This is a genomic window from Candidatus Cloacimonadaceae bacterium (assembly GCA_030693415.1).
Taxonomy (GTDB): Bacteria; Cloacimonadota; Cloacimonadia; order Cloacimonadales; family Cloacimonadaceae; genus JAUYAR01.
Map to the genome: position 1 here is coordinate 1 of JAUYAR010000087.1, position 12106 is coordinate 12106.

Below are 12106 nucleotides of genomic sequence, written 5' to 3' on the forward strand. Positions count from 1 at the left end.
ATAGCAGAGACCCGCCTGCGGGTTCTTTTTCCGGTCGGTTCAAGCTCCGCTTTGAAAAATAGCGAATGAAACGAATGATGACCAACAGCAGGATCAGCCCGATCAGAATCAGCAGCAGCGGATCGCGATGCGTGAGCAAAAACGCGAGCAAAGGATTGGGCTTTGGGTATTTTTCAGCAACGGTTATGGGTTTTGTGATTAAAGAATCGCTTGCAGCGCTGTCGCTTGGGGCGGAGGGTTCGATTTCCGTTTCCGGGATGGGAAGAGGCGTTTGAATGCCGGCTCTGGCGCGATATCTTTTCACGCGGGAGGAACCAGGAATTGGGATATTTGCTCCGGTGCCGAGATTGATGAGAAGCTGCTTGTTTTGCATCGAGTATTCATATTGGATCGGCTTCATGGTCTTGATCTCGATCACGGCTGTGGTTCCTTCACGATAGACATCGACGCGGTCGATGATTTTGCTCAAGCGGGGAAATGATGGGCTTCCGCCAAGATCGTCCACGTTTTGCAAGCGTATGCGTAAGATATTGCCGGAGAAATCGGTTTGCAGGGTGTGCGGGGTTTCTTCCGATAGTTTTATCGCGATCCGGTTCAAGCCGGCGCCCGCATCTGTGGATGTGACCGACTGCAGATTTACTCCGGCATACGCGGAGATGCTCAGCACTGCCAAAACCAGCGTCAACAAGGCTCTTATCATCATTCCTCCTATATTTCGGCATTTCAGGACGCCGGAATCAGAGCTAAATCGTCTGATGGGCAGTATTGCAGTTGGTTGGGAAACAGTCAAGCATTTTCTTTTCTTTGAGGAAGTCTCTGCCGTAGCGCAGCATGCCGATACTGCGGAAGGGAATGGTTTTTAAACAGTTGTGGGGGGACAAGGAAAACTGGAAATGGGGTTTTTGGAATAGGTATTAGTTAAGGGGTTGCAATTAAAGGAGATGTGGGTTTGGGTTTCCAGTTTTCCTTGTCATAGAAAAAGTGGGTATTTGGGGTAGTTTTGGACAAGGAAAACTGGACAGTTTTGGACAAGGAAAACTGGAAACTTGTATATATTTGGTATGTAGGGTAGTTAGGGGTTTGGGTTTTGGACAAGGAAAACTGGACAGATTTGTAAAGTGTTTAATGTGCGGAAGTTACAGGTTTGGAAATTTGGGTACTTTCGTTTAGTATCCTTTGTAGAGTTTTCTGCCGGTTTCGGACATTTTGTGGATGTCGATGGGGTTTGGAGCGTTGTTGATGATGGTGGGCTGAGCTTTATAGACATCGGAGCGGAGGGCGCGGACTTCGGCGATAAGGTCAGAGGTGAGGTTAGATAAGGAAGTGGAATTTATTCTCTCTGAGACGTATCCTCCGGCGGCGTAATGACCTTGTGTGGCATAGGCGAGAGCTGGGGAGCGGAGTCGGTTGATATTTTCGAGTAGGGAGCGGATACCGGGTATTGCGACGGAGCGGGCATTGACGATGTATTCACCGTTTGATGCCATGATGGGGACGTTGTCTTGCGTGGGTCCGCCATGAGCGTTGATGTATCCACCAGAGGCAAAGCCGAGCGATTTTTTGATTCCTTTGAAAGCGGCGATCATTAAGCCACCGGTAGCGATAGCGGCGGGGACGGCAGCCCAAGGGGGCATGAGCGAAGTCCACCATTTCCAGACGTTTGCGATGGCGGTAAAGAGACCTGCGAAGGCGGATTTGATTCCACCGGCGACGGCGGCGATGAAGGCAGATTTTTGGATACCCATAGTTTGGAGGATAGCGGCTTGCTTGGACTTTTCGACGGTGAGCTCGATGGCGAGTTCCATGAATTTATTTTTGATGAAGTTTGAGGTCATATCACCGATGGAGCCGACGAAGCTATCCCGCATAGATTGCCAGATGAGGTTAGCGCGGGTAGAGCCTTTCATATTAGTATCGAGGATAGTGTCCCAGGCGGAGTCGAATCCTGCGGTGACCGAAGAGGTGACGGTATTCCATCCGTCGAGGAATGTTTTATTATCTTTTTTCCATTGATCTGTGAGGGTTTCGGAGATGCGCAGTTGAGCGGTTTGGAGAGTGTCGAGGGCGTTTTTGTATTCATCAGAGGAGGCGCCGAAGACGTCTTTGATTTCGAGGACATATTTCTGCATGGTAGCTTTAAGCTCGGAGTAGTTGAGAGCGCCGATGGTTTTGAGATTTGCGAGGCGTTCGATTTCGGTGTTGTAGCGGCTGAGGAGGTCAGCTTTGGCGGCTTTTTGGAGGTTGGCAAGCTCTTCTTGTTTTTTCCGTTCAATTTCCAGTTCTTTATCGGCAATCTCCTGTAGTTTTTGAGATCTCCAGTCCTGCAAAATATTGATATAATATTCCTGGGTTGCGGTATCATCTTTGAAGGCAGCGATGACGAGGCTGACACGTCTGCCATATTCTCTTTCAATCGCTTTGGTTTCTGATTGGAGGAGGGTCATAAGTTCATTTAATGCTTTTCGTCGGTCAGCGAGCGCTTTTTTTTCGAGGTCTTTGGCGGTTTTTGCAGCGGTGCCACCACCACCTCCACCACCACCTCCACCTCCACCGGTTTCGTCGATATCTTTGGGTGGCGTGACATTATAGAGGTCTTGGGTGGTTTTGAGGCGTTGTGTGAGCTGTTTATTAAGCTCTGTTTCCTGCACATTCAGCTTTGCGATCTGGTTTTTGAGGATGTCTATTTGTTGGGCATAGGTGATCTCTCCGGCGGAATGCTGCATATAAGTAGTCGAAAGTTTAACCTGCTTGGTCTTGATCATAGCTTGCAGTTTATTCAGTTCTTCCGTTAGCTTGATGATCTTAGTTCTTTTTTTGATGATATCTTCTTCGAAGTCTTTTGTGATGGACTGCTGAATTTGGAGGTTCATATATTCTTGTAGTTTAGAACGAGCGGAGTCAATTGCGGTTGAGATGTCGTTCCATTTACCTTTTTCGAGGTCGATATTTTGGAAGTAGTTTGGGTATAGTTTGAGGAGTTGGTCGATGGCGTTTTTATAGAGCTGGTTATCGGTCACAGAGCGGTTTTGTTTCTTGTGCAGGCTTTCGTAGGTGATGATGAGAGACTCGAAGGTGGTTTTTTGTTCGATTGCTTTTCGGGCAGTGATTTGTAGGTTTGATCCCGTTCCGGTCAGGTTTTTCATAATAGCAGAAAGCCCGTTGGCGTACTCAGCAAGGACAGGGGTGAGTTTATTGCCCATGCTTGCTTTGAGCGTAGTGAAAGAGTCGTCAAGGTTGGACATTGCGCCGGCATAAGATTGTGCGATACGGTCAGCGGAGCCTGCGATGCCTGCGGCGGGGTCGGAGAGAGATTCGAGGAGCGCATTGCGGAATTCGGGGAGGGTGAGTTTGGTGAGATCATCGATGCCTTTGAAGGATTTGATGAGCTGGAGGACACCTCTTTCGCGGAGGACATCGGCGGCGCCAACACCGCCGGCGAAGGCACGTCCGACGGCGGCGGCGGCTTCGACGACGTCCATACCCATATAAGCGGCGAGGTCGGAGACTGATTCGAGGGTATCTTCGGCATTGAGTCCGAAGGCTTTTAGGGATGCGCCGGCTTCGACGACTTGCTGTAGAGTAGCGGGCGTACGGGTGGCGATATCGCGGAATTTTTCGAAGGCTTCATTGGCGCGGTTAGTGTCCTGATAGAGTGAGACGAGCCTGATGCGAAGCTGCTCTATTTCGTTAGCGGGCTGGATGAAGAAGTTTCCGACGGATTTGAAGATTTGGAAGATGCGTGAGGCGCCGCCGAGTGCGAGATTGGCTTTCATGAGTCCTTCGGTAACGCCGGAGAAAGTGGATTTGATGTGTTCTCCGAGGGATGAGACGGCGCGATTTGCGGAGGCGGTGTTTAGGGTGACGTTGTGAGAGACGCCGAGCTGCTTGAGCAGGTTGTCAAGAATGGGATTTTTTTTGAGGTCGGTGTTAATGGAGAGTTTAATTATGTCCATGGTTTACCGCGGAGAGAAGGGGCTTTTTAACACAGAGAAAAGCAGAGATGATGGGAAAGCGGATTTGCCGACCGGGAGGTCGGCATTCCATGATGGAAGGGGCTTTTTTAACACAGAGAAAAGCAGAGATGATGGGAAAGCGGATTTGCCGACCGGGAGGTCGGCATTCCATAAGCTGGCATTCCGGGGGTTAATGTGAGGGGTGTTCGGTTTTGAAACGGGTGGCTTCTTCGGCGTCGTAGATGAGGAAAGCAAAGGCGTGGTCGAGGGGTAGGCGGGCATGGTCGGGATGGGATTTTGAGAGGATCCATAAGATTTTGAGAAATGGGTTATGGAGACATCCGGAGGAGACGATGAGCGGGGAATCCTCTTTGCCGAGCAGAATACGATTTTCATTTATAAAAACTTGAGCGCTTTGAAGACGGCGGTTGAATTGGTAAAAAAATCGGAGATGATGCCTCCTGCGATAGCCATATCGATTTTGCTCCAAGGGATTTGTTTGTTGTCGTTGTCGATATAGACAGGCGAGCCGGTGATGGTGGCAAGAAACTCGATTAGGACACCGTGTGTGAGGAGGTCTGAGATGATGTCTGAGATGTTGATGGAGACATCGGCGAGCTTTTGGACGGCATAGAGCAGCCCTCCATCTATGAAGTGATGTAGGTTGGCTTTCTGGAGGACGTCCCATGCGAGAGAGACGGATTCGATGGTGGTGATGGGTTTCATTTATGCTCCTTTATTGAGTTCTATTATTGAGAATTGAGAATTGAGAATTACTGCTAATTGAGAATTGAGAATTGAGAATTGAGAATTGAGAATTACTGCTAATTGAGAATTGGGAATTGAGAATTGAGAATTACTGCTAATTGAGAATTGAGAATTGAGAATTGAGAATTGAGAATTGAGAAGCGTCATCATGGTGATTCTAGGGGGGGAGTAGGCATAATAATTATCTTTCCGACAACGACAGTGAACAGCTGGTCACTTTTTTCGATTGTAATGTAATAAGGAAACACCCCCGCGGTATTGAAAAAATCGCGGGGGATATCGATCAGAATAGTGTTGTTCGTCGATATTTGAACGTCCCACTCATGCCCGGCGCTCACGAATTTAATCCGGTATTGAGTTAGATCAAATGGGATTCCATCATCAAAAATAGGTATAATAAGTCTAATGGAATTTGTCACGAAAGTCGAGATGTCTTTGATGATGGTTTTCATTTTAATCCAGCGTTACATTCTATGTGCAAGGAGTTCATTTATTGGCGAAGTGGGATTTTTCGAAAGCTGCTTGGATGGCGGTGTCGAGCGAGCCGAAGGTTCGGGTCAGGATATTAATTTCATGTTTAGAGAGCACACTTCTGGCGCTGATCAAGGCTAAGCGTTTTTTTTGAGAGCCGGGTTTTTCGGCGTGTTTTTCTTCTACGTTACTGATGATTTCAATGATTTTGAGTAGAATAGGCTCAAGAACTGAGGCGGAGATATCAATGCCGATTTTTTTGAAGAGCCGGATAAGGATCGGCGAGACAATGAGAATAATCAGAGGTGAAAGGTAGTTCCAGATATTTGGTTTGGCATCTGGCAAGGTCACATTTGCGATAAGTGTGGTGACGCTCAAGAGGAAGAGTAGGGTGAGGAATAGATAAATGGGTTTCATGTTTAGACTCCTTTTTTTTGAGAATTACTGCTAATTGAGAATTGAGAATTGAGAATTGAGAATTGAGAATTGAGAATTGAGAATGAGGTCGGCACGCCTTGCCTGCGGGGACGCAGGCATTCCATGGGCAGGCATTCCGGGGTGTTAGGTGAGGGCGGAGAAGTTTCTTTTGACTTCATTTTGTTTAACCAGTTGGACGGTTTGCCCGGTAGGGAAGGTTTTCCCAGTTTTTGTGAGGAGCAAGGTGTAGGTGATGGGGCTGGGGAGAGTTCCGCCGTCGAGGGCGAGGTTGTATCGCCCGAAGCTATCGGTGATATCATTGTGTGTGCCGAAATTGGTGGAGACGGTAACGCCTGGAAGCGGGGTTGTGCCATTGACATCATAGACGGTCCCGCTGATAATGCCGATGCCCATATCGCTGCCCATACAAATGACATAATCCAAGGGTTGTTCGGGGGAGAAGAAGCGCGTAGCAGTGATTTTGATGATGGCGGTTTCCTTATTTTCGGCGATAACAAGAACGGAGATGCGAATATTGCTGATGAGGATGGTGTTAGGCGGACTTGCCGGATCCATTAGTATGACATCGGTATTGGCATTGTGAAACAGCCTCAAAGCAGCGAGGTATGCCGGATCGCAGCGGAAAGATGCCAGCTCGAGGTTGAGTTTTTCACTGGCGACGCCGGAGGTGCCATCACAATAGTCATCCTTTTTGTCCTGATCGATAATGATACTTGGGGATAGTTTTGGTATATCGAGCAAAAAGCAATTCGCCAGAATATTCTCGGTAAACCAATTTGGGAAGCTGATGTAATCACCGTTGAACAAATGGAGATAGACATTGGGGAAACTAAGCACGTCAAGCTCTTATGTAACGGGGATGATGGTGACAGCGGCGGAGGTGGCGCCTGCGGAGCGTTTTTTATCGGCTGAGAGGGTGATTTTAGGTTCGCCATCGCCGGCGGAGAATTTGGGATATAGGCGAGACGCCCAGAGGCAATAAGCTGGAGATTTGTTGTCGGAATCGATCAGGATGAGATCGACGAGGTTGTTGATCAATGCGGAGCGGATGGTGCCATAATCAGTGGCGGCGAAATTGATCAAGCTCACTTCGGCGGTGCCTTTTTCGCTTCCGATGAAGGAAGAGCCGTCATTCAGCTCGGTGACGACATCCTTGTCGAGGTCGATTTTGGCAGTATCGATGAGTGCGGCGGCGGGCAGAGCGGTCCAGCCGGAAGGCGTGGCGCCTGAGAAAGCGATGGTGGTGATGGGCGTGGCGGCGGTGCGGTAATAGACTTTGTCGAAGTTTTTGATGGGCATGATAGCTCCTTATTTTTTATTGGTGGATACGCATGATTGGAATCATGCGCTACACGGGGTATGTGATGGACACACGGGCAAAGCAGACGCGGGCAGAGCCGACGACGTCTTCGCCGTAGTGGACGTTATTTTTGGCATAAAAGCGGGGTATCCCGAGGATGGCAGAAATTATTTTAGCGACACGGATACGGGTATCCCGGATAGAATTACGATGATTTGCGATGGACTCGACCAGATAGATATCAAAGACATGCCTTTCGGGCGGCATAGAGCCACCGGCATAGACGGCAGTAACGGACTCAACGGGATCGATAGCGCAGAAGGGGAAAGCTGCCGGCAGGATGACGATATTATCGAGGAAGAGTAATCTGTAACTATTCAAGGCTATCTGGAGTTTATTTGTAACGAGGTCTTGAGCTTCGATGATGGTCATGGTGGTTACCGGAGAAGGTCAAAGGGGACGCCGGCGTTATGGAGGATTTGCTGATCAGGAGATCGGCGAGCCTTGCCGACGGGGACGTCGGCATTCCATGGGCAGGCGTTCCATTTAGACATCGTACCAGCCGATGGGATCGGTGTCGGGCACGTCAGAGGCGTATTCTTTGAGGATGAATTTGGCGGTTTCCATCGCGAGTGCGCGCCAATGAGAGCTGATTGTGATAAGTGCGTCGCCGGTGGCGGGGCGTATCGTTCCATCACCCCACTGGATACCGGAACCGCCGGTGTCGGGGATGGACAGTTTGGGGCTGAGTTCGCGGAGGGCAAGGATGAGGCGGCTGACGAGGAATTGCGAAACGGCAAGGATATAGTGGCTGTTTTCATCATGGTGCAAGGTATTAGCCAGCGTAGCGCCGATCATGGCGGTGAGGTCGGCGGTGCCGATGGGGACGAGCGCGGTTAAGCGCTCGTCCGGTACATCATCAGCGAGCGAGATGAGAGATTTGACCGAGGAAAGCCAATCAATCATGGTAGCTCTTTAGGAGGTGTAAATGTGATTGCCGGGCGGGGAGGGGGTGCGGGACTTGCCGACCGGGAGGTCGGCATTCCATGGGCGGGGAGGGGGTGCGGGACTTGCCGACCGGGAGGTCGGCATTCCATGGGCGTCGTCCCAGGGCTTTTGCATTATGTGGCGGTGGCTGCGAGGATACGCAGATTGGCGTTGGGGTATTGGTTGACATCGATGCGGGAAGAGAGGACGCATTTGAAGCCGCGCGCTTCGGGGTAGCGCTGAGCTTCGATCATGATTTCACGCCCCATGGGGACGAGGAAATTGGTCATATCGCCGACGATTGGTCTGTTTGCCGGTAACAGCGGTTGATCGATGATTTCCAGCCCACGGAACCAGACGCGTCCATCGCGGATTGCGACGGTCTTGTTGTTCGTCATGACATCATCCCAGAGCAAAGTATAGTCTGTGGGAGCGAGGAAGATTTTGGTATTTGGATTGGCAATGACGTCATCCGGGGCGCCGGCGACGAGCTTGCCGAGTTTTTTGATGATGGTGGTGTCACCTGCTGCCCATGGGCAGGTAAGCGAGTTGTCGGTGAGTTGCTTGACAATGCCGTTGAGTATTTTGCGCACGGTCAGCTGATCGGTGGTTCCGGTTTCGGTGACATCGCCGTTGATGATGAGATACTGGAGGTCTTTGGCATAGACCTTGGCGATGAGTTCGGCGATCTTTTCGGGGTCGGTATCCATATCTTCGACATAGGAGTCTTGGATCACGAGGGCGAGGACGAGTTCCTTGAGAGAATAAGAGACGTCCGTGCCGGTCAAATTTGTGAGAGTAGCGACTCCCTGTCTTCCGGCGCCGGAGTGTGCTGTGGTGAAGCCGCGTGTTTTGTATAGAGCGGCGGCGACGGTGGGATAGGTGGCGACGGCTTCGGAGACCTTTGCGGGGGTCACGGCTTGGAGGATGGGCGTATTTAGGATGACGAGGTCGAGAAACTTATCGGTAGATTTTGGGCTGAGTAGCCCGGTGGGTTTGAGACCTTCTTTCATTGGCATTGTGAAACTCCTTTATTTGAGATTGGCAAAATCGAACTCGGCGAAGGGAATATCGTCGGTGAGTTCATTTTTGTTGATGGTGACTTTACCGTCGTTGTCGATGACGAGCTGACGGGATTTGGGTATAGCTTTCATAACGAGCAGCATGTCGTTGATGGTTTTAGCCTGTTTTTCGATTTTTGAGGCAAGCTCTTCGATTTTGGCATCAAGGGCTGGATTCTCGCCTTCGCTGGAATCCTTCGCTACGGGAGGTTCGGCCTCTTCTTTTTGGACGAGCGCCATCATGGAGAGTCCTTTGTATTCGCCTTTTTTGACCTTTTGGAAGGTCTCAGATTCGGGGTCCATTTGGATAGCGACGCGCCATGCGCCGGCTGTGTCGAGGTGCGATTCCACGACGGCGGCGCCGATGGGCTTTTTGGAGTGATCGGCGTCCACATTGAAGTTTTTGCCTGAACGCATGAAGTCGTGCGCTGCTTTTTTGATGGTTTCGGGGTCAGCCCAGTCGCCATCGGTATCTTTCACGTTCGGTTCGTAAACGGTTCCCATGACCAAGCCTTCATCATTGATTTTTTCGATTTTAATGATGCGCTCCTTGTTGAAGCGGTCGCGGCACTTATAGACGATGTCTTTTTTGTTTGCCGGTTTATCCACGAGGCTGATGAAGCTGACTTCGAGTTTTGTAAGTTTAGCCATTGTTAAAATCTCCTTATTTAGTTTATGTTGTTTCGAGAGTTATTGAGACAAGCAGAAAGCAGACGGAAGGCGTGTCAAATGTATTTGTGCAGATCTGCACAAAAGTAGATGACGGGAAACAATGGCAAAGAAAAAAGGTGGAAAGGTGGAAAGCCCTTCCAGCGAGGACGCAGGCATTCCACTGCTATTGACAGAGAAAAGGAAAAAGGAGAAGACAATGTTTGAACTTAGTTTAGCACAGATGGAAAAGGTGGTGCGGTATTTCAGCATCGGTATTTGGGGTAAAAAGGCGATCATCCCGGGAACAGATTGGTGCGTGGAGTGCATCGCTTGCTGGATTCGCCGGTATTGCCTGAAATACAAGGTAGATATGATTTTGGCGTTGGCGCAAGGCGTGGTGGAATGCCACTTTGGTGTGAATCCTGCGGCGGTGCGTAGTCGTAAGACGAAGAATATCTATAACGTGGGGAATGTGGATAGTGGCGCCAATGAAACGCAAATTAGCTGGGAAGCAGGGATCGAACGCTATTGCAAACTGATGTCGCGGGAATATAACCGGCAGGAAGAAGCAGGCGGTTATGTGAGCCTGGCAAGCATGGTGAAGCATGATTTTACGCGTCCGCGAGGAGGTAGATTTGCGAGTGCGCCCGGCTATACGAAGTTAGTGGAGCAGCTTGGTTGGCGGATACGGAAGTTAGTGGAGAGTGATTAGTATGGAAAATATATTGAGTAGTGTGCTTTTATTGGTATTGGGGACGCTGATCGGGGTGATCAGCTGGATGTTGAAAAAGGCTTATGTCAAGCTGGAAGAGCATGACAAGGAATTGGAAGAGATCAAGATCAACTGCTCTGTCTGCAACACAAAGCTATTGGATCAACTGATGGATCGCTTGAGCAAGATGATTGACGAGAAGTCGGATAGCTGGTGGTTGAAATCGAAAACAACCTGATGAACGATGGCAGGCTGCCGCCCAAGCGGCGTCCTAAGCGGGAAGAGAATTGAGAATTGAGAATTGAGAATTGAGAATTGAGAATTGAGAATTGAGAATTGAGCTATGTTAGATCGGGATAAATATGTGGATAGCTTAGCAAGCTATATCAAAAGGACGCTGTATTCATATCAGAAGAAATGGTTGGGGGACAAGAGCCGTTTTCGGATCGTGAATAAGAGCCGTCAGATCGGCTTTAGCTTTGTGCTGGGGATAGATATCATAATCGGGGCGCTGCTGCGTGAGCGGAATCAATTGGTGATCTCGAGCAGCTTGGATAATGCGACGATCATCGGCGATTATGTGCGTGAACATCTTGAAGCAATGGGGATTCCGGTCGAGACCGACACGGCGGATAAGATCAAGTTTTTCAATGGTAAGAAGATCAGGTTTCTTGCGACCAACTGGCGCACAGCACGCGGGTTCAACGGCGATATCTGGTTTGATGAATTTGCATTTACGCTTCAAGACAGCAAGATGTGGACGGCGCTGGTGCCGAGTGTGACGGCAGTCGGAGGTCGGATCAGCGTTGTGAGCACGCCTAAGAGCCGGATTGACAAGTTTTGGCAATTATGGGAAAAGAGCAACAGCTTCAGCAAACACAACGTAACGATTCACGATGCGGTGTCCGCGGGTTTCCCGGTGAAGATCGAGGAGCTGCGGGAGCTGTTTTCTCCGGAGGAATTTGCCCAGGCTTATGAGTGCATCCCATTAGACACGAGCGACAGCTATATTGCTTACGATCTGATCGAGCCTTGCATCGATCTGAGCTTGCGAGAAGTAAAATGGAGCGCTGGAGAATATCAACGGGAGACCGACCTGGGTAACGGGCTGGATTCAGAAGGCTGCCTGATCGATCGTTATTGGGGGGTGGATATAGGGCGTACCAAGGACGAGACGGCAATCGTGGGAGTTTCGCGGCGCGGCGACAGCCCGGTCGAAGTGCGCAATATCCGCGAGCTTAAGCGTCAGAGCTTTGGGAATCAGAAAGAGCATTTATCGATAGTCTGCGGACTTCCACATAGTGCGGCGATGGGCATCGATCGGGGTGGGATCGGGATGAATCTGCATGAGGATATCCAGTCCATGTATCCGAGCCTGGTGCGCGGCTATAACTTTGCGCCGGCGGTGAAAGAGCGTTTGGCAAAGCTGCTGAAGCGTCTGTTTGAAGAGCGGCGGATCCGGATTCCGAATCATTCGGGATTGATCCAGCAGATATTGAGCGTGAAGCGCAGTGCGAACAAGACGAATATATTCAGCTACGACACGGAAGATAAGACACATCATGCGGATAAGTTTTGGGCGCTGGCAATAGCATGTGATCTGAGCAGCAATAGCCGAGTGATCGATTATGTGGGGATGTTTTAGTGAGAGAATTGAGAATTGAGAATTGAGAATTGAGAATTGAGAATTGAGAATTGAGAATTGAGAATTGAGAATTGAGAATTGAGAATTGAGAATTGAGAATTGAGAATTGAGAATTGAGAA

Annotated in this window: 15 protein-coding genes; 3 read left to right on the forward strand and 12 right to left on the reverse strand. The window is 49.7% G+C overall.

The window, feature by feature from the left end:
- From Q8M98_05170 to Q8M98_05225, 12 genes are all read right to left on the reverse strand, one after another.
- A partial coding sequence (locus tag Q8M98_05170) for a hypothetical protein (protein ID MDP3114152.1) occupies nt 1–700 on the reverse strand: 700 nt, incomplete at its 3' end.
- Between the two features lie 43 nt (nt 701–743).
- Nucleotides 744–881 (reverse strand): hypothetical protein, encoded by a 138-nt coding sequence (locus Q8M98_05175; protein MDP3114153.1) that lies wholly within the window; start codon nt 879–881, stop codon nt 744–746.
- Nucleotides 882–1166: 285 nt separating this feature from the next.
- On the reverse strand, nt 1167–3953 hold the full coding sequence (locus Q8M98_05180) for a hypothetical protein (GenBank protein ID MDP3114154.1): 2787 nt from the start codon (nt 3951–3953) through the stop codon (nt 1167–1169).
- A gap of 396 nt (nt 3954–4349) precedes the next feature.
- Nucleotides 4350–4679, reverse strand: a complete 330-nt coding sequence (locus tag Q8M98_05185; GenBank protein MDP3114155.1) for a hypothetical protein — start codon at nt 4677–4679, stop codon at nt 4350–4352.
- Nucleotides 4680–4867: 188 nt separating this feature from the next.
- Complete coding sequence (locus tag Q8M98_05190) at nt 4868–5173, reverse strand: hypothetical protein (GenBank protein MDP3114156.1); 306 nt, start codon at nt 5171–5173, stop codon at nt 4868–4870.
- Nucleotides 5174–5207: 34 nt separating this feature from the next.
- Nucleotides 5208–5609: a hypothetical protein gene (locus Q8M98_05195; protein MDP3114157.1), complete on the reverse strand. Its 402-nt coding sequence runs from the start codon at nt 5607–5609 to the stop codon at nt 5208–5210.
- Nucleotides 5610–5753: 144 nt separating this feature from the next.
- Entirely contained in the window at nt 5754–6467 is a 714-nt protein-coding gene (locus Q8M98_05200) for a hypothetical protein (GenBank protein ID MDP3114158.1), read from the reverse strand.
- 9 nt (nt 6468–6476) lie between these two features.
- Nucleotides 6477–6929 (reverse strand): hypothetical protein, encoded by a 453-nt coding sequence (locus Q8M98_05205; protein MDP3114159.1) that lies wholly within the window; start codon nt 6927–6929, stop codon nt 6477–6479.
- Between the two features lie 49 nt (nt 6930–6978).
- Nucleotides 6979–7362, reverse strand: a complete 384-nt coding sequence (locus Q8M98_05210) for a hypothetical protein (protein MDP3114160.1) — start codon at nt 7360–7362, stop codon at nt 6979–6981.
- A 114-nt stretch (nt 7363–7476) separates the two neighbouring features.
- Entirely contained in the window at nt 7477–7896 is a 420-nt protein-coding gene (locus tag Q8M98_05215) for a hypothetical protein (GenBank protein ID MDP3114161.1), read from the reverse strand.
- A 155-nt stretch (nt 7897–8051) separates the two neighbouring features.
- On the reverse strand, nt 8052–8936 hold the full coding sequence (locus tag Q8M98_05220) for a hypothetical protein (GenBank protein ID MDP3114162.1): 885 nt from the start codon (nt 8934–8936) through the stop codon (nt 8052–8054).
- Nucleotides 8937–8948: 12 nt separating this feature from the next.
- A complete protein-coding gene (locus Q8M98_05225; GenBank protein MDP3114163.1) occupies nt 8949–9629 on the reverse strand; it encodes an XkdF-like putative serine protease domain-containing protein in 681 nt (226 codons plus the stop codon).
- A gap of 121 nt (nt 9630–9750) precedes the next feature.
- Here Q8M98_05225 and Q8M98_05230 point away from each other — a divergent pair, with 121 nt between their 5' ends.
- The 3 genes from Q8M98_05230 (at nt 9751) to Q8M98_05240 (ending at nt 11986) form a co-directional block, all read left to right on the forward strand.
- A complete protein-coding gene (locus Q8M98_05230) occupies nt 9751–10341 on the forward strand; it encodes a hypothetical protein (protein ID MDP3114164.1) in 591 nt (196 codons plus the stop codon).
- Between the two features lies 1 nt (nt 10342).
- Nucleotides 10343–10579 (forward strand): hypothetical protein, encoded by a 237-nt coding sequence (locus tag Q8M98_05235; GenBank protein ID MDP3114165.1) that lies wholly within the window; start codon nt 10343–10345, stop codon nt 10577–10579.
- Between the two features lie 126 nt (nt 10580–10705).
- A complete protein-coding gene (locus Q8M98_05240) occupies nt 10706–11986 on the forward strand; it encodes a terminase family protein (GenBank protein ID MDP3114166.1) in 1281 nt (426 codons plus the stop codon).
- Nucleotides 11987–12106: the final 120 nt, after the last annotated feature.